Raw genomic sequence first — 25,723 nt, 5'->3', positions numbered from 1 at the left:
ATGCCACTCACCCGTGAGCAGATGGCGGCCCGCGCCGCCGCGGAGCTCGAGGACGGCTCGTACGTGAACCTCGGCATCGGCCTGCCGACGCTGGTCCCGAACTACATCCCGGACGGCGTCACCGTCGTCCTGCAGTCGGAGAACGGCATCCTCGGCGTCGGGCCGTACCCGGTCGAGGGCGAGGAGGACCCGGACCTGATCAACGCCGGCAAGGAGACCGTCACGACGATGCCCGGAGCGTCGTTCTTCGACTCCTCGCTGTCGTTCGGGATGATCCGTGGCGGCGCGATCGACGCGGCCATCCTCGGCGCCATGCAGGTCTCGGCCAAGGGCGACCTGTCGAACTGGATGATCCCCGGCAAGATGGTCAAGGGGATGGGCGGCGCGATGGACCTGGTGCACGGCGCCAAGAAGGTGATCGTGCTGATGGAGCACGTCGCCAAGGACGGCTCGCACAAGATTCTCTCCGAGTGCGACCTGCCGTACACCGGCCGCGGCGTGGTGAACCGGATCATCACCGACCTGGCCGTGCTGGACGTCACCGACGACGGCCTGCGCCTGGTCGAGCTCGCCGAAGGCGTCACCTTCGACGAGCTCCAGTCCAAGACGGGTGCGCCGATCAAGCAATGAACTTCGTCTCCGGCAGCGCGTGGCTCCAGTCGGAGGGGCGCTGCCGGAGGTGCTGGTCGAAGAACGCCGGGACGTAGGTGCGGAGGGCGCGCAGCACGTGGCCCGCGTCCGCCGTACCGACGGTGTTCGCGATCAGTTCCGGCGGGACGGTGAAGAACCGCTGGAACCACGGGATCAGCGCCTGGTAGTCGACGAAGCTGTAGTGCCGGCCGTTCGGCAGGTTCAGGTCGCGCTTCCAGCCTGACGAGCGGTCCCAGAACAGTCCCCAGGACGGGTCGGTCCGGTGGTCGTGCGGCCCCGGACCGATCACGCCCGAGCCCATCAGCAGGAACGGGCGAGTCGTCCCCTGCGCGACGGTCGGGCAGTCGGCCGGGTCGTCGTATCCGTAGCCGAGCTCGCCGTCCATGTCGATCGCGGCGCGGATCCGCGGGTCGGCGACCATCAGGTCGATCGAGCTGAGCCCGCCGGCCGAGTGGCCGTACGCCCCGATCCGGTCGAGGTCGAGGACGGCGCCGAGTCCGGCCGGGAGGCGGCGGTGCTCCGCATCCGGGTTCTCGCCGCGGGCGAGCCGGCCGAGGGCGTCGAGGACGAACCGCAGGTCGTCGAAGCGCGCGGTGCGGGCGAGCAACGCGTACGGCGCCGGCGGCAGCGTCTGCACCTCGATCCGGTTCCCCGGGAACTCGACACCCGCGACCTCGTACGTGTGGTCGACGGTGACCACGACGTACCCGCGACTGGCGAGCTCCGCGACGCTGATCGACGCGAGCCCGCGCGGCACACCGAACCCCGGCGAGAACAGCACGACCGGCCGCTTCCCGGGCAGGACCGGTGCGAGCAGGCCGCCGTGGCTCTTCGCGCCGGCCCAGTCGATCGTCCCGACGGGCTGCTGGAGCGCGATCGCCGCACCCTCGCCGAACACCTGCGCGGTCAACGGCGGCAGGTACGGCGCGGGCGCGGCCGGGCGGGCCGCCGGGTACCAGACGCTGACCATCAACTCACGCGGCCGGCCGGGAACGTACGGATCGTCGCGACCGCGGTCGACGAGGTGCAGCTCGGTGGTGCCGACGGGAAAGGCGCCGGTGGGTCGCGGCAGCCGGATCGGCACCGGCACCCCACGACTCACCGCACGATTCGCGGAAGCGGTCAGGGCCGGCGTGGCGAAGCTGCCGAGTGGGGCCAGCAGGGCGGAGGCGATGAGAGTTCGGCGATTGAGCATGGCCCGACTGTGCCCGGACACCAACTATCCGTTCAGCTTGCGAAAGACACCTGTGATCCCTGGCGAAAGTCGGGTATGACGGGACAGGTGGAGCTGGATGTGCTGGTGATCGGCGGAGTAGGCATCGACACGATCGTGCGGGTGCCCGGCCTGCCGTTGGCGGACGTGGACACGGTCCCGGTGGAACCGATCGAGTCGTACCTGGCGCACACCGGTCACGGCGTCGCGCTCGGCTGCCACCTGCTCGGATTGCAGGCCGGACTGGTGGACGTGATCGGCGACGACCCCGAGGGCGCGCGGATCCGGCGTGCGTACGACGAGCTCGGCATCCCGCTGCGCGTCGTGCTGCACCCGAGTGGCACCCGCCGGTCGGTCAACCTGGTCGCCCCGGACGGCCGCCGGCTGTCGATGTACGACGGCCGCCACCCGCGCGGTCTGCGCGTCGACCCGAACCTGTGGCGCCCGGTGCTGCGCCGCGCGCAGCACGTCCACGTCTCGATCATGGACTTCGCCCGCGACGCCCTCGGCGACGCGATCGCCGCCGACCGGTCGATCTCCACCGACCTGCACGACTGGGACGGCCGCAACGACCACCACAAGGACTTCGCCACCGCCTCCGACATCGTCTTCGTCTCGGCCACTGCGCTGCCGGCCGACGGCGTCGACTGGATCCTCGCCAACGGCCGCGCCGACGTGGTGGTCGCGATGGCCGGCGCGGACGGCAGCTACCTGCACGTCCGCGGCGAGCCGGTGCGGCACTTCCCCGCGATCACGTTCCCCGACCGCCCGATCGTCGACACCAACGGCGCCGGCGACGCCTACGTGGCCGCCTTCCTGGCCCGCTACCTCGACGGCGCCCCCTGGCAGGACGCCGCCACCGCCGGCACCGTCGCCGCCAGCTGGGCCTGCAGCTCCCCCGGCACCCACACCAACCTGATCACCGCAGAAGAACTCGCTGTTCGCAGCAGAACGCTCGGCTGAGGGTCAGCCCCGGGTCATCGGCGGGTGCAGGGTGGTGGCGGTGCCGCGGTGGAAGAGTTGGGCCGGGCGGCCGCCGTCGCGCGTCGTGGTGGCGCCTACGGGGGCGACGAAGTCGGGTGTCTTGGTGACCTTGCGGTGGAAGTTCCGCGGGTCGAGCGGGATGCCCCAGACCGCCTCGTAGACGCCGCGGAGCTCGGAGATCGTGAACTCCGGCGGGCAGAACGCGGTGGCCAGCGGTGAGTACTCGAGCTTCGCGCGCGCCCGCTCCACGCCGTCGGCCAGGATCCGGTGGTGGTCGAACGCCAGCCGCCCGGCGTCGTCCAGGACGTCGGTCGCGTCGACCCAGCTCGCCGACGCCGCGTCCGAACCGGCGACCGGCGCGGGCAGGTCCGGCACGAGCGCCAGGTACGCGACGCTGACCACCCGGCCGCGCGGGTCGCGGTCCGGAGCGCCGTACGTCGCGACCTGCTCGAGGTGGATCCGCTCCGCGGACAGCCCGGTCTCCTCCGCGAGCTCGCGGCGAGCGGTCGTCTCGAGGTCCTCGGCCGGCCGGACGAACCCGCCGGGCAGCGCCCAGCGTCCCTCGTACGGCGGGATGCCGCGGCGGATCAGCAACACCTCGAGGCGGCCGTCGCGGACGGTCAGGATGACCAGGTCGGTGGCCAGGCCGAGCGGCTCGAAGTCCATCACCCCACTCTAATCGTCATCTTGACGAAAAGTCACTCAACCCCTTATCGTCATAGTGACGACAAGGAGTACGAGATGGCAGACATCACCCGGTTCCGCTTCATCAGCCACCTGCGGGCCAACCCGACCACCCACGTGCGGCACCTGCGCAACGGCAAGGTCGCGCACGACGGCCCCGGTCAGGCGTTCTGGTTCCGGGCGCTGAACTCGTCGCTGAGCGAGATCCCGATCGACGACCGGGAGCAGCCGTTGCTGTTCCACGGCCGCACGCAGGACTTCCAGGACGTCGCGGTGCAGGCCACCGTCACCTACCGGGTGACGGATCCGGCGCTGGCCGCGAGCCGGCTGGACTTCGGCATCGACCCAGGCACGGGGCTGTGGCGGTCCACGCCGCTCGAGCAGCTCGGCGGCCTGCTGACCGAGCTGGCTCAGCAGACCGCACTCGACGTGCTGGCCCGGATGACGCTGACCGAGGCGCTCTCCGAGGGCATGACCGCGCTGCGTCAGGCGGTCGGCACCGGCCTGCGGGAGGATCAGCGGCTGACCGGCCTCGGGATCGGCGTCGAGGACGTCCGCGTCGTCGCCGTGCGGGCCGAGCGTGACGTGGAGAAGGCGCTGCAGACGCCGACCCGCGAGATGGTGCAGCAGGCCGCGGACAAGGCGACGTACGAACGGCGCGCGCTCGCCGTCGAACGGGAGCGCTCGATCGCCGAGAACGAACTGCAGAACCAGATCGAGCTCGCCCGGCGCGAGGAGCAACTGGTCAACCAGCGCGGCCAGAACGAGCGCCTCCGGGCGACCGAGGCGGCGGCCGCCGGTCAGATCGAGACGCACGCGGCGGCCGGTCGGCAGCGGGCCCTGGCCGAGGCGGAGGCGGACGCCAAGCGGGTGATCGGCGCCGCGGAGGCTGCGGCCGAGCAGGCGATGCTGGCGGCGTACGCCGAGCTGGACCAGGGGACGATCCTGGCGATGGCGATCAAGCAGGGCGCCCTGCCGGAGATCGGCACGCTGAACCTGACACCGGACCTGCTGACTCCGATCCTCAGCAAGCTGGCCGAACAGCGATGACACTTCCTCCGAGGGCGGTGATCGTGCACCGGGCGACCGAGCTCACCGAGCTGGTCGCCCGGCACGGGACGCGCCAGCAGGCCGGGTTCTTCCTGGCCGGGCGCGGACGGGATCTGGCGGAGCTGGATGCGCGGCACCAGGCGCAACAGGACGCGCTGGCGACCGTGTCGGCGGCGATCCCGCTGGACTGGCGGCGCGCGGTCGCCGAGCGCGACGATCTCGACCGGTTCGGGTTCGGGCCGGAGGACGTGGTGATCGCCGTCGGGCAGGACGGCCTGGTCGCGAACGTGGCCAAGTACCTCGACGGCCAGCCGGTGATCGGGATCAACCCCGAACCGGCCCGCAACCCCGGCGTACTCGTCCCGCACGAACCCGAGGCGATCGCCGACCTGCTGGTGTCACCGCAGGTCGCCGAGCGGACGATGGTTGCCGCCGGCACCGATGACGGACAGCACCTGGTCGCGTTGAACGAGGTGTACGTCGGCCACCGCACGCACCAGTCCGCGCGCTACCGGCTGAGCGCGCCCGACGCGCTGCCGGAGCGGCAGTCGTCGTCCGGGATCCTGATCGGCACCGGGACCGGATCGACCGGCTGGTGCCGATCGGCCTGGCAGGAACGCCGCAGTCCGCTGGCGCTACCGAGGCCGAGCGATCCGGTGCTCAGCTGGTTCGTGCGCGAGGCCTGGCCGTCGCCGGCGACCGGCACCGACAACACCGAAGGGCTGCTGAAGGCGCCGGATTCGCTGACGATCACGGCCGAATCGGACCTGGTCGTCTTCGGCGACGGCATGGAGTCCGACACCTTGAGCATCAGCTGGGGCCAGCGGATCGAGGTCGGCGTCGCAGCGGTCAAGCTGCACCTGGTGGTCTGATCGTGGCCGGGGCGGCGATGGTGTGCACGCCCGACAGGTAGTGCACCGGCGAGACACTGTACGCACAAACAGTTTCACGCCCAGGTGCACTACCCGACCAACCGACACCTCCTGTCGAGGGTGCACGCCGGTTAGTTCTCTCTCGACGGCTGGATGATGACGTGTGGGAGGTTGACCTCGCGGGGGCGGCTGGTGATGTAGGCGATCAGGTCGGCGACCTCGCTGACGGGGACGGCAGGGAGGGTCGCACGGAGGTCGTCAACCGCCGCCTGGAGGTCGGGCGGGAAGCTGTCGGCGAGTTCGGTGCCGTCGATCATGCCGGGCTCCAGGTCGGTGACGCGGATGCCTTCACCGGACAGTTCGGCGCGTAGCGTCCGGGTCAGGTGGCTGACGGCTGCCTTCGAGGCGCCGTACACCGCCATGCCGGGGTTGGTCCGCACGCCGGCCAGCGACGACACGTTGATCAGGTCGGTGGTGCGCGTCGCGGCCGACCTGCGCAGCGCCGGCAGGAACGCGTGGGTGACGTTGATGACGCCGGTGAGATTGACGTCGACCGTACGCCGCCACGCCTCGACCGGCCCGTCCGCGAACGGGATCACCTCCATGACCCCGGCGTTGTTCACCAGCAGGTCGACGTCGCCCAGCCGTTCCTGCACCAGCGCGGCGGCCTCGGCGACGGACTCCCCGGAGGTGACATCGGCCGGTACGACGAACGCCGTACCGCCGGACTCGGCGATCTCGGCGGCGACCTTCTCGAGCCGGTCGCGGCGCCGGGCGAGCAGTGCGACGGACGCGCCGTCGGCGCCGAGACGAGTGGCGACAGCACGGCCGATTCCGCTGGCGGCGCCGGTGACGAGTGCGATGCGTGAGGTTGTCATGGCTCCACCTTCGTCCGCCCGGCGCGGGCTCAGGAGATCCGCTTCGACCCTAGGTCCGGCAGTACCACCCAGGCGGCGGGGATACTGGTCGGGTGAGCGCGAGACCGCAGCTGGGAGAGTTCCTGCAGAGCCGACGGGCCCGGGTACGGCCCGAGGACGTCGGGTTGCGGCCCGGCCGGGACCGGCGGGTGTCCGGTTTGCGCCGTGAGGAGGTCGCGCTGCTCGCCAACGTGAGCGTCGACTACTACGTGCGGCTCGAGCAGGGGCGCGCCGGGAACCCGTCGACGGCTGTCCTGACCGCGGTGGCGGACGCGCTGCGGATGGATGATGCTGAGCGGGACCACTTGCGGCTGCTCGCCTGCGCGGCGCCGCCCGCCGTACCGCCGAAGGCCGGGGTCCGCCCGCAACTGAAGGCGATGCTCGACGCGATGCAGGCCGTGCCGGCGCTCGTCGTCGACCGGCTGAGCAACGTCCTCGCGTGGAACGCGGCGGCGCTCGAGGTGGTCGCGGACTTCGAGAACCCCCAGCAGCGGAATCTCGCTCGTGTCTACTTCCTCGATCCCAGCTCTCGGGAGTATTACGCGGACTGGCCGACCGTGGCGCAGGACGCGGTCGCGCTGCTTCGGCGGGCATCGGCCGAGTACGCCGACGACACGGAACTGGCGGCGCTCGTCGCGGAACTCCGCGCCGCCAGCCCCGACTTCGAGCGGTTCTGGATCTCCCAGAACGTCCAGAACCGCTCGCACTGCCCGAAGACGGTGAACCACCCGGTCGCCGGGCAGCTGACCTTCTCGCTGGAGTCGCTCCAACTCCCCGGCGACGACGGCCAGTACGTCCTCACCTACACCCCCGCCGACGCCGCGACGCGAGAGCGCCTCGCGGCGTTGGGGAGTCGACCGGTGTCCGGCCGGTCCTAGTCGCCGTTCGCGACGTCGTACTCGGGGTGGGTCTGGACCCAGCGGAAGTACACCGGGTCGTCGAAGGTGGCGGGCACCTTGCCGCGAGACTGGATCACCGTGGACAGACCGTTCGCGTGTCCGACGGCATACAGGTAGGCGCTCTTGGTGTCCTTGTCGATGCCGAGCAGCAGCGTGCCGTTCTTGCCGCACGCGGCCGCGGAGAGAGTCTCGAAGCCCTGCCACGTCCGAGTCCGGACGGGCGTGACGACCGGCTTCGACGATGCACTCACCGGCATCCGGATCGTGTACAGAGCGCCGCCCCGCGTATTGGCGAGGAATGTCTCGTACGTCGGTGTCTTCGCGATCAGCGTCATCGACTTGACCGCAGCGAACCCGGCGTACGAACCGGCGGCCCGCCAAGCGCCGTTGCTGATCGTCCAGCGGTAGAGCCTGCCGTCGGCGCGGAGCGCGTAGGCGGTCTCGCGGTGGAGCGTGCTGGGGTACGGCGCCTGGTACACCGACACCTCGAGTGACTTGAACGGGCTCCAGCCGCCCCCGACGCGACGCAACTCGGGCGTACCGATGAGCTTGCCGTTCGCATCGGAGACGTAGCTGCTCCAGTAGAGCGAGTCAGCGGCCACGACGTACCCGGAGCTCGTCATCGAACCTCCCGCGTTCGGGAGGCGCGACTGGCGCGCACTGAGCCGGATCTGCCCAGGCTTGTAGGGAGCAGTGATCACGTCGTTGACGACCGAGATTCGCGCGGTCGCGTGAATCCCCAGCGATCGGTGCCCGCCGGCCGGCGTCACGGACCCGAGCCAGATCGAACAGGGCACCACCGCAGTCGTCGCGACCGGCTTCCCGCTCGCCGGCAGCACGGTTCCCAAGGCGAACATCGCGGCACAGGCCAGACCTGCGCCGCGCCGCAACACCGAGATCACGTCAGTCACCGTTCGCGACGTCGTAGACGGGGATCGGGACCCAGCGGAAGTCGACCGGGTCGTCGAACGTTCCCGGGACCTGGCCGCGCGACTGGATCACCGTCGACAGGCCGTTCGCGTGCCCGACGGCGTACAGGTAGCCCTTCTTGGTGTCCTTGTCGATGCCGAGCAGCAGCGTGCCGTACTGACCGCAGCCCATCGCCGACAGCGTCTCGAAACCCTGCCAACTGCGGGTCCGGACCGGCTTGACGACCGGCTTCGCCGAGCCGACCGGGATCCGGATCGTGTACAGCGCCCCGCCCCGGGTGTTCGCCAGGAAGGTGTCGTACGTCGGGGTCTTGGCGATCAGCGTCATCGTCTTGACCGCCGAGAAGCCCGGGTACGATCCCGTGGACCGCCAGCCGGCGGTGCCGGTGTTCCACCGGAACAGCACGCCGTCGTTGCGCAGCGCGTAGTTCGTCGAGCGGTAGATCTTGTTCTTCACGCTGTCCGGGCTCTCGTAGTCCGCGGACTCGAGGAACCGGAAGCTGCTCCAGCCGCCGCCGATTCGCTTCAGGAACTTGTTGTCGACGGTCCCGTCCTCGTACTCCTGGTACCCGCTGAGGTAGAGCCCGTCGCCGATCACGACGTACCCGTAGCGGTCGGTGCCGGAGATGTCCGGCTCGATCGTCTGCCGGGCGCTCAACCGGACCTGGCCGGGCTGGTACACCCCGTCCGTCTTCCAGTCGTCCGGCACCGTTGGCGGGACGGTGGCGGTCGGGTCGGTGAAGTGGTGCCCGCCGGCGGCGTTGACCCCGCCGTGCCAGACGAAACACGCCGCGGCCTGCGCCGCGGTGATCGTCCTGCTGGTGCCGGGCACTTTGGCGCCGGGCTTGGTCGGGTCGGGCCTGGCCGTCCCTTGGGCGTGCGCGGCGGCCGGCATCAGCGCGGTCAACGCGAGTACGGCGCTCCCGGCAAGGGCAGTGAGTCGTGGATTCATGTCGCCCCCTCTCAGAACTCTTGATACGAGGCGGACACAGAAAGTTGCGGGTGAAGTATTACCCGTGCTTGTTCACGAATGGTGAGCACGCGAGTGATTTCTGTGCACAGAATAGAGCCTCACCTACCGCCCATAGGGGGAGATCCACCCATGCGCAGAACTCGGTTACGTGCCGGGCTGGCCCTGGTCGTCGCAGCGGTCGTGGCTCCGGCCGCCTCGCTGACCGCCGCCGCAGGACCCACGGCCAAACCCTTCGTCCAGGGCACCGCGACGGTGCCCGCGTACGACTACGACAACGCGATCCACGAGCGCGTGCAGGTCGACGTACCCAAGCTCGACGGGGACGCGAACGGTGTCACCGACCAGATCACCGTCGACATCATCCGGCCGGGCGAGGCGGCCCAGGCCGGCATCGACGTACCGGTGATCATCCAGGCCTCGCCGTACTACGCCGGCGACCCGGCGAGCTACTTCGACGCCACCGGCACCCGGCAGGTGTTCGGGAGCTGGCTGGACAACTACTTCGTGCCGCGCGGGTACGCCGTCGCGTTCGTCGACATGCCCGGCACCTTCCGGTCCACCGGGTGCAGCGACGTCGGCGCCGACCTCGAGGTGCTCGGCACCAAGGCGGTCATCGACTGGCTGAACAACCGCACCACCGGACACACACCGGACGGCGGCGCCGCCAAGGCCGACTGGTCGACCGGCAAGGCCGGCATGATCGGCGTGTCCTGGAACGGGACGATCGCGAACTCGGTCGCCGGTACCGGCGTTCGCGGGCTGGAGACGATCGTGCCGATCGCGGCGATCTCCAGCTGGTACGACTACACCCGCGGCTTCGGTGTGCCGTTCTACGACGAGTACATGGGCTTCCTGCACGACTACGTCAGCAACGACGCGTCGCCGCGGTGCGTCGAGATGACCAACGAGATCGAGCAGGACTCCGACACCCGCACCGGGTCGTACAGCAGCTGGTGGGACCCGCGGAACTACCGGCTCGACGCGTCGAACGTCCGGGCGAGCGTGTACGTCGTCCACGGGCTCGGCGACGAGAACGTGAAGACCCGGCAGTTCGGCGAGTGGTGGGACGAGCTCGCGCAGCGGAACGTGCCGCGGAAGATCTTCCTGCACCAGGGCGTGCACCTGGACGGGTTCAGCTTCCGCGACGAGTGGGTGAACAAGCTGCACCCGTGGTTCGACTACTGGCTGCAGGGCCTGCAGAACGGCGTGATGGACACGCCGCAGGCCACGATCCAGCGTGAGGACGGCTCGTTCGTGGACGAGGCCCGCTGGCCGGCGGTCGGCGCTCGCCCGACGACGTTGCAGCTCAGCAAGCTGTCCGGCACGAGCGGCCCGGTCAGCTTCACCGGGACGGACAAGGAGTCGGTGGACACCGTCGTCCTCGATCCGACGGCCGCGCGGACCGATCGGGCGGTGTTCCTCAGTGACGAGTTGACCAAGGCCGTCCGGGTCAGCGGCACCGGGAAGGTGTCGGTGCGGGTCAAAGTCAACAAGGTTGCCGCAGGCATCAAAGCGCGACTCGTCGACTACGGTACGGCGAACCGGTACGTGAACGTCACGAACGTCCCGGACACGCGTGTCTGCTGGGGTGACGGGAACGCGCTCGACACCGGGTGCTACGCGGACACGCAGATCAACACCGCTGTCTCCGACACGTCCGTCGTCGTCCGGACGCTGGCCGATGTCGGGCACTACAAATCCCTGTACACCAAGGAATCGCTGCGGTCGGACCGTTGGTACGACCTGTCGTTCGAACTGAACGCCGACGACGTGGTGTTCGCGGCCGGGCACCGTCTGGGCCTGGTGTTGACGGTCGAGCCGGACAACCCGTCCGTACCGTTCACCGGCGCGACGATCACCCTCGACCCGACCCGCTCGTCCCTCACCCTTCCCCTCACGAGCTACACCTCATCCCTCCAAACAGCCGAGCAAGCCCGAGTCCCCTCCACCCGCCTGGCCCAGCCAGAACCGGAGAAGAACCCGGTGGACCTGATGCGCCAGATGGTCGAAGCCTCCCGGTAAACCACATTTGCCTGGTTGACCAGTCAAATGCGGGGTTTGCCACCCGGAATCAGGGTGACAAACCCCCAACCTGGCTGGTCAACCAGCCAAATTGTCTGGGGCTCGGCGGCGAGGGGGCGGGCGGTGTCAGCCGGCCAGTTCGGCGTAGGCGGAGACCAGGGTGGTTGCGTCTTGTTCCCAGTTGAGTTCTGTGGCGGCTGAGCGGACGCCGTCGGTGTAGGTGGTGTAGTTGTCGATGACCGAGCGGACGGCGGTGGCCAGGGACTCCGCGTTTCCGGGCTCGTACAGGCCGCCCAGCTTGTACTGGGTCACGACCGCGCGGAGTTCGGGGAGGTCGGCGGCGACCACCGGCACGCCGGCGCGGACGGCGTGGAAGAGCTTGTTGGGAAGGGCGAGGCGGTGGTTCTCGCAGGTGTTCGTCAGCGTGACGAGCGAGATGCCGTACGAGCGCAGTGTGTCGTCGACCTCGTCGATCGAGCGCTCCGCGACGGTTTCCACCGGCCCCAGATCCAAGCGATAGTTGGGATCCACCGACCCCATCAGCACCGTACGGAACGGCGCCAGCTGACGAGCCGCCGCCACCACGGTCGGCAGGTCCCGCCCAGCTCCGACGCGTCCGGCGTACAGCAACCCCTCGGGCTTCGAAGGTGCAGCCGGTACGTCGTCCGCGCGCGGGAACGTGTTCCGTACGACGCGCACGTCCGTCAGGCCCCGCGACCGCAGCCGCGCCGCGATCCCGTCCGACACGGTGAACACGACCCGTGCGCGCGACGCCAGCGCAACCTCGTGTCGCCGCCCACGCGCACGCCACAACGGTGTCGGCCGTCCGGGCAAAGCGCGGTCGAACCACAGCTCATGACTGTCGTACACCAGCGCCGCAGACCATCGCGAGGCGTACTCCGCGGCGAGCTCGAGCGTGTTGAAGTCGTGCGCGTGCACGACGTCGACCGGACCGGCCGCAGCCACCAGCGGCGCCGCGGCGGTCCGCCACTGCTTCTCGGTGCGCAACCGGTGCTCGGGCAGCAACAACCACCGCCCGAACCGTTTCGCCAGCACCTTCGGACCGGTGTGCCCGTGCCCGACCGTCAGTCCGCCGTTCCCGGTCCGGAGACCGGAAGAGCGGGAGACCGACGCCACCGTGATCCCGGGGCCCACCTCGAAGCCTTCCGGAACGTCGCGGCCGATCACGTGCAGCGTGTGACCGGCCGCGGCGAGCGCCGTCGCCTCCCGCAGGATCCGCGAGTCCCCGGCGATCGGGGACTGCGCGATCATCAGAATTCGCACTTACTCGCTCTCGTCCTCGGCGTTGTCGAGGCTGAGCTCGTTGTTCAGGAACGGCAGCAGCACCTCGACCGACTTCCGCCCGTCGTGCAGATCGCGGACGAACGACGGTCCCGCGTCGGCGATCTTGCGGGCGGTGTCGCGCTCGGCGACCAGCCGCTCGATCACCTCGGCCAGGTCGTCCGGGTTCGCCTCGGCGATCGGCAGGTCGGTCGGCAGCAGGTCCCGGACCGGGTCCGCGATGTGCCCGACGGTGACCCGGCCGGCCGCCATCGCCTCGCACGCGAACACGCCGTACGAACCGAGTAGCAACTGGTCGACCACGATGTCGGCGCTCTTCACCATCTCGGCGAGCTCCGCGTGCGGCACACCCTGGACACGGTTGTACTTGATCAGCCCGCGCGCATCCAGGTCGGTGAGCACCGGGTCGACGTACGCCGAGCCCTTCAGCGCGGACGCCGACGGTGCGTGCAGCACCACCGGGACCTCACGCTCGAGCACCGGCTGGGTCGACACGAAGCCCTCGACGTCGACGGCCAGCGGCAACCAGATGCCGTTGTCGACGAACTCGAGCAGGTCCGGCGTGGTGACGAAGACCGGGCCGTTGTAGCCCTCGAGGTGGTGCCGCATCAGGTTGTTCGCGGCCTGCAGGCGCACCGTCAGCTCGTCGTCCGGGTCGCGGAACGGCGAGTAGCGGTACTGCTCGCGGTGCTGGGCGGGATCGCGGATCTCCGACCCGTGGAACACCAGGCCGTGCTTGATGCCGGCCTGGTCGAGCATCGGGACGTCGGTCGTCCACATCTGCCCGCGCTGCTGACCGAACATCGGCCGGCCCGCCTCGAACAGCACGTGGGTGACCTCGCGCAACGCGTAGGCCGTGAGCTCCAGCTGCCAGCGCAGATCCGACCGGTACTGGCGGTAGGTGCCCGTGCGGTGCACGCGGAAGTCGAACGCCCCGCTGCCCGTGGTGAGCGACTCCGCCTTGATGTCCGGCACCGCGCGCTCCAGCGCGGTCGCCCACAACCACGCCTGGCCCGCACTGTTGACCGGCCCGAGCAGCAGGTGCCGCCCGGTCTTCGTGATCTTGCCGCCCGGCCGCGTGATCTCGAGCTGCCGCCCGGTCAGCTCGCCGTACAGCGCGCGCAGCTTGGTCGCCTGTCCGGCCCAGGACACCTCTTGCTGGTACGCCGGATCGGCGACCCGCTCGCGGTACGCGTCCAGGTCGCCGAGCACCGTCCGGACCTTCGATGCCAAGTCGTGCGCGTCGGCCGCGGTGAAGACCTCGCCGATCCGGATACGGTCGACGAACTCCTTCATGCTCGGCATGTCGCTGACCACCACCGGCAGCCCGGCGAAGGCGTACTCGAACAGCTTGTTCGGCAGCGCCATCTCGTGGCTCGGGTAGCGCAGGATCGGGATCAGCCCGACGTCCGCGGTGCGCAGGAACGCGACCACCTCGTCCGGCTTCACCGGGTCCAGGCAGTGCAGACGGTCCTGCACCTCCAGCTGCACGGCCTGCGCCTGCAGCTCGCGAACCGCGTCCGTCGCGACACCAGGCACACACACGACAGCCAGATGTGCGTCCGGCAGGTCCACGAGCGCCTGGACGGCGGTGTGGATGCCGCGCGCCCGCGTGACGCCGCCGCTGTAGACGAGCAGCGGTACGTCGGACGCGAGGCCGATCTGGCTGCGAATGTCGGACACCTCGACCGACACGTCAGCAGGGTTCGGCGTGTTCATCACCACGGTCGGCTCGTCGCGCAGCTTGTGCTCGCGCTGCAAGCGGGTCGCGATCGCCGGGCTGACGGTGATCACCCGGTCCGCCTGACCGATGTACTCGCGCTCGTGGTTGGCCCAGGCCGCGATCGACCGCCGGGTCCGGGCGCCGTACTGCGAGAGTCCGGCGACGTACTCGTGCGCGTCGTACACGACCTTCAGCGAGCGGCCGCGGAGCTTCGCCCGGCCGGCGGCGCGGGTCGCGACACCGATCACGTGCATGTCGTGCGCGTGCACGACGTCCGGCTCCAGACGGTCGATCAGGTCACCGAACGCGATCTCCAGATCCAGCGCCTCTGGGTGCAGCTTGCGCCACGGCGCCGGCCACGGCAGCCGGTGCAGCACGCCGTCGTACGCCCGCCAGCTGAACTTGAACGGGACGTCCGCCTTGTTGCCGACGCCCTTGCGCACCCAGGTCGCCCGCTCGGCGGCCTTCCAGCGCGCACGACGAACCAGCCGGGTGGCGACGCCGGCCTTGAACTTGAGCGGATTCCCCTGGCCCGCCTTGGCCCGCGCGATCGCGTGCCCGGAGTCGGCCTTGAGCTCCTTGAGCTCGGCCGCGATCCGCTGGCTCCGCGCGACGTAGGACGCGCGGTACCGGTACCCCACCAGCGGCGGCCGCCAGTTGCGGCGCGCCGTACGGCTTCGTTTCCGTTCCTCACGCAGTGCGAAAGGCACCGCCACCCGGACGATCAGCGCACCGTCGAGCATCTCCCTCGACGGGAGGCCGCTGGCCGAGACCCCGAGCACAGTCACCTCTGCTCCGGTCTCGGCCAGTGCTGCGGCCTCTTTGCGGACCCGGCTGTCGTTGGTGACGTCGTTGGCGACCATCATCACGACCCGCAGGCCGGCATCTGTCACTGGCTGACCGACCTTCCGATCACAATCCTCCGCACGCCCGCCCACTTGGCCGCGTCGGTGCGGTCCCGGCCGTCGACGAGCACCTTGACACCCGGCAGGTCCGCCGGGCCCAGCTGCGCGTACTCCGCGTGGTCCGCCTGCAGCACTGCCGCGTCCACCGGCGCGCCCAGCGTGTACGGCGTGAAGCCGAGACCCTGGAGCTCCTCGTCGGTGTACATCGGGTCGTGCACGGACACCTCGGCGCCGCGCGCCTTCAGCGCCTCCACGGCCGGGAAGACCCCGGAGAACGCCGTCTCCTTGACCCCACCACGGTACGACGCGCCGAGCACGACGACCTTCGCGCCCTTGAGGTCGCCGAACGCGCCCTCGAGCAGACCGATCGTGTAGTCGGGCATGCCGGCGTTCGCCTCGCGGGCGGCCCGGACGACGGTGGCGTCGGGGTCGGTGTACAGGTACAGCCGCGGGTAGACCGGGATGCAGTGCCCGCCGACCGCGATGCCGGGCCGGTGGATGTGGCTGTAGGGCTGCGAGTTCGACGCCTCGATGACGGCGTGTACGTCGATACCGTTCTGGCCGGCGAACCGGGCGAACTGGTTCGCCAGGCCGATGTTCACGTCCCGGTAGGTGGTCTCGGCGAGCTTCGCCAGCTCGGCCGCCTCGGCCGACCCGAGGTCCCAGACGCCGTTCGCGCGCTCCAGGTCGGGGCGCTCGTCGAAGTCCAGCACGGCCTCGTAGAACGCGGTGGCGCGCTTCGCGCCCTCCTCGGACAGACCGCCGACCAGCTTCGGGTACTTGCGCAGGTCCGCGAAGACCCGGCCGGTGAGCACCCGCTCCGGCGAGAACACCAGGTGGAAGTCGGTGCCCTCGGTCAGGCCGGAGATCTCCTCGATCATCGGCTTCCAGCGGCCGCGGGTGGTGCCGACCGGCAGGGTGGTCTCGTAGCTGACCAGGGTCCCCGGAGTGAGGTGCTCGGCCAGCGAACGGGTCGCGTTCTCCATCCAGCCGAACTCGGGCTGACCGGTCTGCTCGTCCACGAACAGCGGCACGACCACGACGACCGCGTCGCTGTTCGGGATCGCGTCCGCGTAGTCCGTGGTCGCCCGCAGGCGGCCGTCGGCCACGGTCTCGGAGAGCAGCTCCTGCAGGTGGGCCTCACCCGGGAACGGCTCCTGGCCGGCGTTCACCAGCTCGACGAACTTCTCGTTGATGTCGACGCCGACGACCTGATGGCCCTTGGCCGCGAACTGGACCGCCAGCGGCAGTCCGATCTTGCCTAAGGCAACTACACTGACACGCACAGCAACTCCACTAGGTAGTGATTCTTCATCGGGGGCCTCGGAGCTTCCGTTCCAGCGGGTGCTCGACGAACTCGTAGAGCAGCGCCGAGGCGAAGATCGAGAGGGCACAGACACCGGCGTACCAGGTCAGGTTGGACCAGCCGATCGGGCCGGCGATCCCGTGGTACTCCTTGATCGCATACATGATCGTGGCGTGCACCAGGTAGAACGCGTACGACCACTGGCCGAGCTTGACCAGCGGCTTGCTGCGCAGCAGCGACCGGCCGCCGCGCATGTCGCGGGCGGCGACCGCGAGGATCAGGAAGCCGTACAGGAAGGTGAGGATCTCCTTCTGGCACAGGCCCATGGTGATCGCGCCCGGGAACGTCTTCGCGTGCACACCGGAGTACCAGAGCACGTACAGACCGCCGCCGGTGACCAGGAACGCGAACCACACCGGAATCCGCGGCTTCCAGCCCGACCGCAGCGAGATCGCCAGACCGATACCGAAGAGGAACGCGACCGAATGCAGGATCGGTTGCGGCAGGATCGGCACGACGTCCTTGTAATGGAACAACGCCAGCCGGTACGCACCGCCGGCCACCAGCACCAGGACGCAAAGGATCAGGCCGCCGGCTGTCTTCAGCCGCTGCGTGGCCCGCCAGACGAACGGGAAGTACGCGTAGAAGAACGCCTCCACCGACAGCGTCCAGCCGGCCGGGTTCCCGCCGTACAGGACGGTCGGGTTGTTCGACCAGCCCTGCAGCAGGAGCCCTGACAGCACCAGCACGGTCACCGAGACCGGCTTGATCCAGGACATCCCGGCCGGCGGCTCGAACCGGTAGAAGACGAAGATCGCCGCGACCAGCGTGAGGAAGTACAGCGGGAAGATCCGCGCGAACCGGCGCCGGTAGAAGGTGCTGATCTTCGTGCCCGGCCGGGACGACCAGGTGAGCACGAATCCGGACAGTACGAAGAAGAACGTGACGCCGGATGTGCCGTACTTCAGGAAGTTCCAGATCGGCAGCGGTGCCAGCTGCGTCATGTGGTGGCAGAACACGAAGAAGGCCGCCCACCAGCGCAGACCGGTGAGCGACTCGACTCGTGGCAACCTCCCACTGGGGGCGGCCGGCGGTGCGGCCTCCCCCGGGAAGGTACTGACAGGCGCGCCGGGAGGTGGGGTCCCCACATCGGCCGACCCAGGCAGATCCTGGGTCGGTGTCTGGTTCTCTTCGGCGGCCTTCGTCATGTAGTTACTCCGCGAGAGTAGAGACGACACGCTCTGCAGCGTGACCGTCGCCGTACGGCATCGGGCGGTCCCCCGTGGGCGCCGGCCGGGCGGCCAACTGGGGCAGCTTACTCACGTCGGATGTCAACACGTTCCATCCGTCGTCCAGCGTCTCGACCCACTCGGTCTCGGTGCGCAGCGTGGTGCACACCCGGCCGAGCAGGAAGGCCTCCTTCTGCAGGCCTCCGGAGTCGGTCACCACACCGGCCGAACCGAGCACGGCCTGGACCATCTCGGGATAGGCCAGCGGCTCCCGGACGTGCAGCGAACCGTCCGGGCGCTCGAGCTTGATGCCGTGCTCGGCGCACTTCGCGACCAGGCGCGGGTGGGCGAGCAGCAGCACCGGCGTACCGGTCGCGGCGAGACCGTCGACGATCGCGGCCAGCCGCTCCGGGTCGTCGGTGTTCTCGGCCCGGTGGATCGTCGAGACGACGTACTCACCGCGCTTGAACGGCCCGCCGAGCTCGCTGTCCTTGACCGCGTCGCGGACCCGGAAGCACACGTCCGTCATGACGTCGCCGACGAGCCGCGACTTGCCCGCCAGACCCTCGGTGGCCAGGTGGTCCATCGCCACCTGGGTCGGGGCCAGCAGCAGGTCCGCGGCGTGGTCGGTGAGCACCCGGTTGTGCTCCTCCGGCATCAGCCGGTTGAACGAGCGCAGCCCGGCCTCGAGGTGCGCGACCGGCAGGTGCATCTTCACCGCGGACAGCGCGCCGGCGAGCGTCGAGTTGGTGTCGCCGTACACCAGCACCCAGTCCGGCTTGTGCTCGTCCAGGACGGCGTCCATCGCGGCCAGCATCGCGCCGGTCTGGACACCGTGGCTGCCGGACCCGACGCCCAGGTGGACGTCCGGGTCCGGGATCCGCAGGTCGGCGAAGAACACGTCGGACATGTTCTTGTCGTAGTGCTGGCCGGTGTGCACGATCACGTGCTGGTGCTCGGTGGCGGCGAACGCCTCCGCCACCGGCGCCAGCTTCACGAACTGCGGGCGCGCCCCGACAACGCTCAGAACCTTCATGACTACAGGGTCTCCCCGGCGACAGCGACGGTCCGGTCCTCGGTCGCCGACTGCAGAACGGCCTCGGCCACCCGAACGGTGGTCAGACCCTGCTGCAGCGTGACGATGTCGGCCTCCTTGCCGAGCACCGCGTCGCGGAACTGCTCGTGCTCGGTCTTCAGCGGCTCGGGCTTGCTGATCGCGTACCGGACCATGTCGCCCTCGCTGACACCACGGAAGTGCGCGACGTCGTCCCACGCGGTCTGCACGGTGCCGTTGGCGTGGAAGGTCAGGTCGGCGGTCAGGGTGTCGGCGATGAACGCGCCCTTCTCACCGGTGACGACGGTGAGCCGCTCCTTCATCGGGGACAACCAGTTGACCAGGTGGCTGGTGACGGTGCCGTTGGCCAGCTTGCCGGTCACCGCGATCAGGTCCTCGTACTGCCGGCCGGACTTGTGGGCACTCTGCGCGGCCACCGTGACGAACGGCGACTGCGTCACCCACGCGGTCAGGTCGATGTCGTGGGTGGCCAGGTCGAGCACCACGCCGACGTCGGCGATCCGGGCCGGGAACGGGCCCTGGCGGCGGGTGGTGATCTGGTAGATGTCGCCCAGCTCGCCGGCCTCCAGCCGCACCCGCAGCGCCTGCAGCGCCGGGTTGTACCGCTCGATGTGGCCGACCGCGCCGACCAGGCCGGCCGCCTCGAACGCCTTCGCGATCTCGGTCGCCTCGGCCGAGGAACCGGCAAGCGGCTTCTCGATCATCGCGTGCACGCCGGCCTCGGCCAGCGCCTTCGCGATCTCGGCGTGGTACTGCGTCGGCACCGCGACCATGCAGTAGTCGATCTTCTCGGCGATCAGCTGCTCGATGTTCTCGTGCACCGGACGACCGCCGGCGACGCCGAACTTGTCACCACCCGGGTCGGCGACCGCGACCAGGTCGACGCCCTCGAGGGACGCCAGCACCCGGGCGTGGTGCCGGCCCATCATGCCCAGGCCGATCAGGCCCGCACGCAGGTTCGCCATGCTCACGCACCCGCCTTCGCCACGGTGTTCACCGCGGCCACGATCCGGTTCAGGTCTTCCTCGGACAGCGAGGGGTGGACCGGCAGCGAGAGCACCTCGGCCGCGGCCTTCTCGGTCTCCGGCAGGTCCAGCTCGCGCTGGAACGAGGGGAGCCGGTGGTTCGGAATCGGGTAGTAGACGCCGCAGCCGACGCCGTACTCGGTCCGCAGCGCGTTCGCGAAGCCGTCGCGGTCCTCGGTCACGCGGATCGTGTACTGGTGGTACACGTGGCTCGCCTCGGCGGCGACCGCCGGGACGCCGACACCGGCGAGGTTCGCGTCCAGGAAGGCCGCGTTCTCCTGCCGCTGCTTGGTCCAGCCGCCGATCTTGGTGAGCTGCACGCGGCCGATCGCGGCGTGCAGGTCGGTCATCCGGTTGTTCAGGCCGACGACCTCGTTCTCGTACTGCTTGAGCATGCCCTGGTTGCGGAACAGCCGCATCCGGCGCTCGAGGTCGGCGTTCGCGACCGAGTTCATGCCGCCCTCGCCGGACGTCATGTTCTTGGTCGGGTACAGGCTGAACATCGCGAACTCGCCGAAGGTACCGACCGGCGCGCCGTTCCAGGTGGCGCCGTGGGCCTGCGCGGCGTCCTCGTAGATCTGGATGCCGTGCTTGTCGGCGATCTCCTGCAGGGCGGTCATGTTCGCCGGGTGACCGAACAGGTGCACCGGCATGACGGCCTTGGTCTTCTCGGTGATCGCTGCCTCGACGGCCTTCGGGTCCAGGCAGAAGTACGTCGGCTCGATGTCGGCGAACACCGGGGTGGCGCCGGTCAGCGCGACGCTGTTCGCGGTCGCGGCGAAGGTGAAGGACGGGACGATGACCTCGTCACCCGGACCGACACCGGCGGCCAGCAGGCCCAGGTGCAGACCCGAGGTGCCCGAGTTGGTCGCGACGCACGCCCGGCCGGAGACCAGCGCTGCGCCGAACTCCTGCTCGAACGCCGCAACCTCGGGGCCCTGCGCCAGCATCCCGGACTGCATGACCCGGTCGACGGCTTCGCGCTCCTCCTTCCCGATGATCGGCTTCGCGGCCGGAATCGGCTGCACCATCAGTTCTCCTCCTGGTTTTCTCCGGCCGGCCGCAGCCGTCCGTCGGTTTCGATGTACATCTCGCCCGTGTTCGGGCACTTCCACTCGCCGTTCCCGACGTCGAGCAGCGGCACCCCGGCCTTGCCGACCCACTTGAGCCGGCGCGCCGGGACCCCGGCGACCAGCGCGAAGTCTGGCACGTCCTTGGTCACCACCGCACCCGCGGCGACCGTGGCCCAGCGGCCGATGGTGACCGGCGCCACGCACACGCTGCGCGCTCCGAGCGAGCAGCCTTCCTTCATCGTCACCCCGACCGGTTCCCAGTCGTGCCCGCTCTTCGGCGACCCGTCCGGGTTCACCGCGCGCGGGAAGTAGTCGTTGGTGAGCACCACGGCCGGGCCGATGAACACGCCGTCCTCGAGGGACGCGGGCTCGTACACCAGGGCGTAGTTCTGGATCTTGCAGTTGTCGCCCATCCGGACCCCGGTCCCGACGTAGGCGCCGCGGCCGACGATGCAGTTCTCGCCGAGAACCGCGTTCTCGCGGATCTGGGCCAAGTGCCAGACCGACGAACCGTCGCCGATCTGGGCGCTGTCGTCGACGTCGGCGGATGGCGCGATGCGGGCCGTCACAGGGTCTCCTTCTTGGTGAGCCAACTACTCAGTACTTCGGCCGAGCGGCGTCCGTCGTGCAACTCCGCCACGAACTCCGGGCCGGCGGCCGCCTGCTCGGCGGCGGCGTCACGATCCGCGATCAGACCGCTGACGACATCACCCAGGGTGTCGGGATCCGCCTCCACGATCGGCACCTCTCGCCCGGCCAGACTACGCACCCGGTGGCGCACGGCGTCACCGACGTACGAAACCACGATGCGCCCGGCGGCCAGGGCCTCCGCGGCCGCCACGCCGTACAGGCCGATCCGGAGCTGGTCGACCACGATGTCGGCATCGCCGATCACGCTCGGCATCCGCTCGTGCGGTACGCCGGTGATCCGCCGGTACTCGATCCGGCCGCTCTCGTGCAGCCGGGTGAGCACGGCGTCGATCTCCTGCGTGCCCTTGAGTTTCGCGTTCGACGGGACGTGCGCGACGACCGGCTTCTCGCCCGCGAACAGCGGCTGCGCGGCCTGCTGCCAGGGCGCCGGGTCGATCGCGACCGGCAGCCAGGTCGCATCCGGTACGTCGTCCAGCAGGTCGACCGTGGACACGAAGACGGGGAGCTGCAGCGACGCGACCAGCTCGGCGTGCCGGCGGGCCTGCGGCTCGAGGCGCTCGGTCAGCTCGTCGCCAGGTGTGAACGGCGACCAGCGCTCCCGCTTCGCGTGCCGGCTCGGCAGCCGGATGTCGGAGCCGTGGAACAGCAGCGAGACGTTGATGCCGCGCGCGACCATCGCCTCGATGTCGGCGGAGGCGTCCGAGAAGCCGCGGGCGCCGAACAGCGGACGCAGCGACTCGACCATCACATGCGTGTAGTTCTCGACGACGTACTTCTGCTGGGCGCGCTGCCAGCGCGGCTGGCCGAACCAGGCCAGCGGCACGCCGTAGTCACTCTTGAACGCGAACTGGCCCTTCCGGTGCAGGGCGAACGAGACGGCGTCGACGTCCGGCAGGGTCTTCGCGGCCCGGGTCCAGGCGTGCCCCTGACCGGCGGAGTTGGTCGGTCCGACCAACATCCGCACCGGCGTCGTCGCTACCGGCGGGAAGGCCGGCAGCTGCGCGTACGAGTACCGCAGGCCCCGAAGGCGCCGCCGGACCGCTCCCGCGGTCCGGGCCAACGGCGCCGGCAGGTGCTCGCGGATCGCACGCGTCACCGTCACTGTGTCACCCATTACGTAGTCGGGGCCTTCATCATGTCGAGCTCGCGGCGGGCGGCCGGCAGACCCAGCACCACCGGGGTGCCGGCCTTGCGCTGGCCGAGGTTCCAGCCGGCCCAGATCGCGCCGGCGTCCAGTGCGATCACGACATCGGCCTGGTCGATGGTCGTCAGCACGTCGCGACGGCTGAGCACCCGCTCCCAGTAGGTCTTGCCGAGATCCTTGTTCGCGCGGTTCCCACTCAGGAACTTCACCGGCGCGGAGGTCTTGATTGCCTTCGGCAACATCCTGCCCGCCACCTTGCGCGCCTTCCGGGCCCGCCACTCCACGGCCTTCACGACCCGCTTGGCCCCGGTAGGCCGCGGCTTCGCCGCGGCAGCCGGGGTGGAGGCGGCGGCAGCGCCGGCTGCGGCTACCTCGGCGGCGGCCGGGGCGATCTTGGCCTCGTCGGCGACGACGGCCTCGGGGTCCGCGACCGCCTCAGGGGCGATGACGGCGTCCGGGGCCTCGTCCGTGGACTCGGCCGGCTCGGGCTCGGGGGCCGGCTCGGCCGGCATCCGGCCGGGGCCGATCAGCGTGAACGTGTTGACCTTGTCGGCCACCCACGCCGACGGCGCGACCCAGCCGACGACGTCGATGGTGATGTTCTGGTCGCCGAGGTCCTCGCGCACCTGGTCGAAGTACGTGGGCGGCAGCCGCCGCGTCGACAGCAAAACGACGTTGCTCATGCCGCCACTCCCTTCACACTCGCAGCCAGCGCCTCGATCCGCGGATCCAGCTGCAGGTCCCGCCGGTACGACGCACCGAACTCTCGCGCCTTCGCCCGGATCCCCTCGTCGGCCGTACGCGCCGCGTGCGCCGCCTCGATCAGCGCCGCCGCGATCGCCTCCGGCGTCACGTCCGCGACCGGGAACCACAGCGGGTGCCCGCGCAGGACGTCGGACGCCGCGTTCTCCGGGTCGTGCACCGACACCACCGGCAGCCCGGTCGCGAGGTACTCGAACACCTTGCCGCTGGTCACGTACCGCCCCTTGCCCAGCATCAGCAGCTGCGCGTCGAACTCGTCGTACGCCTTGGCGATCTCGGCCTTGCCGACCGGGCCCTCGTAGCTGACACCGGCGTCGGCGGCGCCGTTGATCGTCGCGAGCATGTCGGCCCGCGGCTGCGCGTAGTACCCGAGGTAGCCGTGGATCTTCGCCTTCGCGCCGGCCAGCTCCTCGGACTGCTCCTTGGCGAGCTGCCAGCCCTCGACGAACTCCTTCAGCGGCACCTTCGGCGACACCGTGCCGACGTACCCGAAGACGAGCGGCCGGTCGGTGACCGCGCCGCGGTCCTGGGTGTCCGGCACCAGGTCCGGGTCGAAGCCGTTGGCGACGGTGTGCATCTTGCCGGCGTGCGCCGGGTAGAGCTTCTCGTGCCAGTCCTTGATCGGGTCGTTGACGAACCAGACCTCGCGAGCGGACTCGACGAGCTTCTTCTCCCACTTGGCCGCACGGCTGTTCGGCTCGTGCAGCCGGTCGCCGGTGAAGACGTCCAGCAGCCAGGCGTCGCGGTAGTCCATGACGTACGGCACCTGGAACTTCTTGTGCAGGTGGTACGCCGCGGTGAACGCGACGTGCGGGTTCGCGGTGGCGACCGTGAGGTCGACCTTGTGCGCCTTGTGGATCTGCTCGGCGGCCTTCTCGATCACCGAGCGCCAGGGCCCGTACCCGCTCTCCGGGAACGGGATCTGGTCCTGCTTGGTGCGCCACTTGCTCCACAGCTTCGGGTTCTGCGCCCGGCGCTTGGACCACTTGCGCAGATCGGCCTCGAGGATCGGCCACTCGAACGGGACCCGGACGACCTCGACGGACGGGTCGACCCGCTCCTCGAGGGTCAGGTCCGCGCCGGTGAACCGGAAGAACGTGTCGCGGTCGGCCGTCAGCACGGTCACCTTCCAGCCGAGCGCGGCGAACCGGTTGGCCGTGGCCAGGGCCCGGTAGACACCGCCGCCACGGCAGGGCGGGAAGCCCCAGGCGACGTACAACAGGTGTGGGCGGTCGGTCATGCAGTTCCTCTTAAGAGATTGAGAATCGCGTCGGCCAGGTCGTCGTACGGCGTGTTCGTGGGCAGATGGTCGGCTGCCCACTGCAGCGCGTGGTCGCGCAGTTTCTCCAGCTCACCGGGATCCGCGGACCAGCGCCGCAGGGTCTCGGACGCCTCCGCCACCGAGTCCACCAGTACTCCGCCACCGGACTCCTCGATCACCTTCGACTGCCGGGGCAGGCGGGTGGACAGCACGGGAAGGCCGCTGGCGAGGTACTCGTAGATCTTGGACGGCATCGCTTCCACGAACGCCGGGGTGGGCTGGAGCATGGCCAGGCCCGTCCAGGCGCCGTGCGCGATCCGCCAGGCGTCGGCAGGCGGCTGGCGCCCGTGCAACCGGACCCGGCCGTCCAGGTCCGGCTGCGTGATGCGGGATTCGAGCCGGTCCCGGTCCGCCTGCGCGACCGGGCCGACCAGGTCGAGAGACCAGTCCGGCGCCGCGGCGACGGTCTCGACCATGTCGAACAGACCCCGGCTGGCGCGCAGGTCCCCGACGTACACCGCGCGCGGTGTGCCGATCGGCGGGGACGGCGCCAGGAAGCCGTGATCCGGGAGGTTCTGCACCACCAGGCGGTGCTTCGCCTGGTGCGGTGCGAGGTGCGAGTCGGCGACCACCGTGAGATCGGCGCCCGCGGCCAGCTTCGACCCCGCGCGGACGATCAGCCGGGCCGGCAGTCCCGCCGGCCCCTGCGCCCAGGCGCGGTCGGCCAGCAGCCGCTCGTAGTCCTCGTGCACGTCGACGACGAACTTGCGCCGCCGCAGCGTGGTGACCAGCCGGGTGACCGGGATCATGTCCGGGTCGACCGTCATCACCACCTTGGCCTTGGTCCGCCAGGGCAGGACGGCGGTCCGCGCCAGCCGCTGCACCATGTTGCCGCGCGGCCCGGCGTGCACGACCGCGCCGGCCGGTCCGCCCTCGGCATCACCGAGGCCCCACAGCTCGACCGTGAGGTCGCGGTGCTGCAGGGCCGCGGTGATCTTGTGCAGGCGCGCATCGGCCACGTCGTGGCCGGTCGTGATGATCCCCACGTCCGGCGCGGTGCTGCGTGACATTGG

At 70.0% G+C, this 25,723-nt stretch carries 23 protein-coding genes; 6 read left to right on the top strand and 17 right to left on the bottom strand.

Translation table 11 applies throughout. The features are described from left to right. Positions 1–630: a CoA transferase subunit B gene (locus tag AB0L64_RS04095; protein WP_363707485.1), complete on the top strand. Its 630-nt coding sequence runs from the start codon at positions 1–3 to the stop codon at positions 628–630. Here AB0L64_RS04095 and AB0L64_RS04090 read toward each other — a convergent pair. Then, a complete protein-coding gene (locus AB0L64_RS04090; protein ID WP_363707483.1) occupies positions 620–1,846 on the bottom strand; it encodes a hypothetical protein in 1,227 nt (408 codons plus the stop codon). The genes AB0L64_RS04095 and AB0L64_RS04090 overlap by 11 nt on opposite strands. 75 nt (positions 1,847–1,921) lie before the next feature. Here AB0L64_RS04090 and AB0L64_RS04085 point away from each other — a divergent pair, with 75 nt between their 5' ends. After that, a complete protein-coding gene (locus AB0L64_RS04085) occupies positions 1,922–2,827 on the top strand; it encodes a carbohydrate kinase family protein (RefSeq protein ID WP_363707481.1) in 906 nt (301 codons plus the stop codon). 3 nt (positions 2,828–2,830) lie between these two features. Here the strand turns inward: AB0L64_RS04085 and AB0L64_RS04080 are convergent, their stop codons facing one another. Continuing rightward, complete coding sequence (locus AB0L64_RS04080) at positions 2,831–3,514, bottom strand: NUDIX domain-containing protein (protein ID WP_363707479.1); 684 nt, start codon at positions 3,512–3,514, stop codon at positions 2,831–2,833. A 75-nt stretch (positions 3,515–3,589) separates the two neighbouring features. Between AB0L64_RS04080 and AB0L64_RS04075 the strand changes: the two genes are divergently transcribed. Together AB0L64_RS04075 and AB0L64_RS04070 are read left to right on the top strand one after the other, a co-directional pair. Then, entirely contained in the window at positions 3,590–4,582 is a 993-nt protein-coding gene (locus AB0L64_RS04075) for an SPFH domain-containing protein (RefSeq protein WP_363707477.1), read from the top strand. Continuing rightward, a complete protein-coding gene (locus AB0L64_RS04070) occupies positions 4,579–5,454 on the top strand; it encodes a hypothetical protein (protein ID WP_363707475.1) in 876 nt (291 codons plus the stop codon). The genes AB0L64_RS04075 and AB0L64_RS04070 overlap by 4 nt, the downstream gene beginning before the upstream one ends. Positions 5,455–5,585: 131 nt before the next feature. On the opposite strand, the gene AB0L64_RS04065 is transcribed toward AB0L64_RS04070, so the two are convergent. Continuing rightward, on the bottom strand, positions 5,586–6,332 hold the full coding sequence (locus AB0L64_RS04065) for an SDR family oxidoreductase (RefSeq protein ID WP_363707472.1): 747 nt from the start codon (positions 6,330–6,332) through the stop codon (positions 5,586–5,588). Positions 6,333–6,424: 92 nt separating this feature from the next. Here AB0L64_RS04065 and AB0L64_RS04060 point away from each other — a divergent pair, with 92 nt between their 5' ends. Next, a complete protein-coding gene (locus AB0L64_RS04060) occupies positions 6,425–7,249 on the top strand; it encodes a helix-turn-helix transcriptional regulator (RefSeq protein WP_363707470.1) in 825 nt (274 codons plus the stop codon). Here AB0L64_RS04060 and AB0L64_RS04055 read toward each other — a convergent pair. Together AB0L64_RS04055 and AB0L64_RS04050 are read right to left on the bottom strand one after the other, a co-directional pair. Beyond that, the gene (locus AB0L64_RS04055; protein ID WP_363707468.1) at positions 7,246–8,181 is read right to left on the bottom strand and encodes a hypothetical protein; all 936 of its coding nucleotides are present in this window, start codon (positions 8,179–8,181) and stop codon (positions 7,246–7,248) included. The genes AB0L64_RS04060 and AB0L64_RS04055 overlap by 4 nt on opposite strands. After that, positions 8,174–9,151, bottom strand: a complete 978-nt coding sequence (locus AB0L64_RS04050) for a hypothetical protein (RefSeq protein ID WP_363707466.1) — start codon at positions 9,149–9,151, stop codon at positions 8,174–8,176. Before AB0L64_RS04050 ends, AB0L64_RS04055 begins: the two co-directional genes overlap by 8 nt. A gap of 150 nt (positions 9,152–9,301) precedes the next feature. Here AB0L64_RS04050 and AB0L64_RS04045 point away from each other — a divergent pair, with 150 nt between their 5' ends. Beyond that, on the top strand, positions 9,302–11,194 hold the full coding sequence (locus AB0L64_RS04045) for a CocE/NonD family hydrolase (protein ID WP_363707464.1): 1,893 nt from the start codon (positions 9,302–9,304) through the stop codon (positions 11,192–11,194). 126 nt (positions 11,195–11,320) lie between these two features. Here AB0L64_RS04045 and AB0L64_RS04040 read toward each other — a convergent pair whose 3' ends face one another. From AB0L64_RS04040 to AB0L64_RS03985, 12 genes are all read right to left on the bottom strand, one after another. Further along, positions 11,321–12,478: a glycosyltransferase gene (locus AB0L64_RS04040; protein ID WP_363707462.1), complete on the bottom strand. Its 1,158-nt coding sequence runs from the start codon at positions 12,476–12,478 to the stop codon at positions 11,321–11,323. Then, positions 12,479–15,112, bottom strand: a complete 2,634-nt coding sequence (locus AB0L64_RS04035; protein ID WP_363707460.1) for a glycosyltransferase — start codon at positions 15,110–15,112, stop codon at positions 12,479–12,481. Next, positions 15,109–16,410, bottom strand: a complete 1,302-nt coding sequence (locus tag AB0L64_RS04030; protein WP_363707458.1) for a nucleotide sugar dehydrogenase — start codon at positions 16,408–16,410, stop codon at positions 15,109–15,111. Before AB0L64_RS04030 ends, AB0L64_RS04035 begins: the two co-directional genes overlap by 4 nt. 25 nt (positions 16,411–16,435) lie before the next feature. Beyond that, positions 16,436–17,500 (bottom strand): acyltransferase, encoded by a 1,065-nt coding sequence (locus AB0L64_RS04025; protein WP_363707456.1) that lies wholly within the window; start codon positions 17,498–17,500, stop codon positions 16,436–16,438. A 142-nt stretch (positions 17,501–17,642) separates the two neighbouring features. Further along, a complete protein-coding gene (wecB, locus tag AB0L64_RS04020) occupies positions 17,643–18,695 on the bottom strand; it encodes a UDP-N-acetylglucosamine 2-epimerase (non-hydrolyzing) (RefSeq protein ID WP_363707454.1) in 1,053 nt (350 codons plus the stop codon). 2 nt (positions 18,696–18,697) lie between these two features. Then, positions 18,698–19,699 (bottom strand): Gfo/Idh/MocA family oxidoreductase, encoded by a 1,002-nt coding sequence (locus AB0L64_RS04015; RefSeq protein ID WP_131292813.1) that lies wholly within the window; start codon positions 19,697–19,699, stop codon positions 18,698–18,700. A gap of 2 nt (positions 19,700–19,701) precedes the next feature. Then, positions 19,702–20,793, bottom strand: a complete 1,092-nt coding sequence (locus tag AB0L64_RS04010; RefSeq protein ID WP_363708086.1) for a DegT/DnrJ/EryC1/StrS family aminotransferase — start codon at positions 20,791–20,793, stop codon at positions 19,702–19,704. Beyond that, positions 20,790–21,425 carry an acyltransferase gene (locus tag AB0L64_RS04005; RefSeq protein ID WP_355700999.1) on the bottom strand — a complete coding sequence of 212 codons (636 nt, stop codon included), beginning with the start codon at positions 21,423–21,425 and terminating at the stop codon, positions 20,790–20,792. The genes AB0L64_RS04010 and AB0L64_RS04005 overlap by 4 nt, the downstream gene beginning before the upstream one ends. Further along, the gene (locus AB0L64_RS04000) at positions 21,398–22,585 is read right to left on the bottom strand and encodes a hypothetical protein (protein WP_363707451.1); all 1,188 of its coding nucleotides are present in this window, start codon (positions 22,583–22,585) and stop codon (positions 21,398–21,400) included. Before AB0L64_RS04000 ends, AB0L64_RS04005 begins: the two co-directional genes overlap by 28 nt. Before the next feature lie 11 nt (positions 22,586–22,596). Then, the gene (locus AB0L64_RS03995) at positions 22,597–23,310 is read right to left on the bottom strand and encodes a hypothetical protein (RefSeq protein ID WP_363707449.1); all 714 of its coding nucleotides are present in this window, start codon (positions 23,308–23,310) and stop codon (positions 22,597–22,599) included. Beyond that, the gene (locus AB0L64_RS03990) at positions 23,307–24,629 is read right to left on the bottom strand and encodes a glycosyltransferase (protein WP_363707447.1); all 1,323 of its coding nucleotides are present in this window, start codon (positions 24,627–24,629) and stop codon (positions 23,307–23,309) included. The genes AB0L64_RS03995 and AB0L64_RS03990 overlap by 4 nt, the downstream gene beginning before the upstream one ends. Then, complete coding sequence (locus AB0L64_RS03985) at positions 24,626–25,720, bottom strand: glycosyltransferase (RefSeq protein WP_363707445.1); 1,095 nt, start codon at positions 25,718–25,720, stop codon at positions 24,626–24,628. The genes AB0L64_RS03990 and AB0L64_RS03985 overlap by 4 nt, the downstream gene beginning before the upstream one ends. Between the last annotated feature and the right edge of the window lie 3 nt (positions 25,721–25,723).

The sequence above is a fragment of the Kribbella sp. NPDC051936 genome (genome assembly GCF_040680955.1).
Classification (GTDB): Bacteria; Actinomycetota; Actinomycetes; order Propionibacteriales; family Kribbellaceae; genus Kribbella.
This window is presented reverse-complemented; position numbering and strand designations above follow the sequence as displayed.

What these genes read in the sequence shown, in the direction of transcription:
- AB0L64_RS03985 (WP_363707445.1), bottom strand. Translation starts at nt 25,720, where the DNA reads ATGTCACGCAGCACCGCGCCGGACGTGGGGATCATCACGACCGGCCAC.
- AB0L64_RS04045 (WP_363707464.1), top strand. Translation starts at nt 9,302, where the DNA reads ATGCGCAGAACTCGGTTACGTGCCGGGCTGGCCCTGGTCGTCGCAGCG.
- AB0L64_RS04090 (WP_363707483.1), bottom strand. Translation starts at nt 1,846, where the DNA reads ATGCTCAATCGCCGAACTCTCATCGCCTCCGCCCTGCTGGCCCCACTC.
- AB0L64_RS04080 (WP_363707479.1), bottom strand. Translation starts at nt 3,514, where the DNA reads ATGGACTTCGAGCCGCTCGGCCTGGCCACCGACCTGGTCATCCTGACC.
- AB0L64_RS04065 (WP_363707472.1), bottom strand. Translation starts at nt 6,332, where the DNA reads ATGACAACCTCACGCATCGCACTCGTCACCGGCGCCGCCAGCGGAATC.
- AB0L64_RS04085 (WP_363707481.1), top strand. Translation starts at nt 1,922, where the DNA reads ATGACGGGACAGGTGGAGCTGGATGTGCTGGTGATCGGCGGAGTAGGC.
- AB0L64_RS04050 (WP_363707466.1), bottom strand. Translation starts at nt 9,151, where the DNA reads ATGAATCCACGACTCACTGCCCTTGCCGGGAGCGCCGTACTCGCGTTG.
- AB0L64_RS04070 (WP_363707475.1), top strand. Translation starts at nt 4,579, where the DNA reads ATGACACTTCCTCCGAGGGCGGTGATCGTGCACCGGGCGACCGAGCTC.
- AB0L64_RS04095 (WP_363707485.1), top strand. Translation starts at nt 1, where the DNA reads ATGCCACTCACCCGTGAGCAGATGGCGGCCCGCGCCGCCGCGGAGCTC.
- wecB (WP_363707454.1), bottom strand. Translation starts at nt 18,695, where the DNA reads ATGAAGGTTCTGAGCGTTGTCGGGGCGCGCCCGCAGTTCGTGAAGCTG.
- AB0L64_RS04075 (WP_363707477.1), top strand. Translation starts at nt 3,590, where the DNA reads ATGGCAGACATCACCCGGTTCCGCTTCATCAGCCACCTGCGGGCCAAC.
- AB0L64_RS03990 (WP_363707447.1), bottom strand. Translation starts at nt 24,629, where the DNA reads ATGACCGACCGCCCACACCTGTTGTACGTCGCCTGGGGCTTCCCGCCC.
- AB0L64_RS04015 (WP_131292813.1), bottom strand. Translation starts at nt 19,699, where the DNA reads ATGGCGAACCTGCGTGCGGGCCTGATCGGCCTGGGCATGATGGGCCGG.
- AB0L64_RS03995 (WP_363707449.1), bottom strand. Translation starts at nt 23,310, where the DNA reads ATGAGCAACGTCGTTTTGCTGTCGACGCGGCGGCTGCCGCCCACGTAC.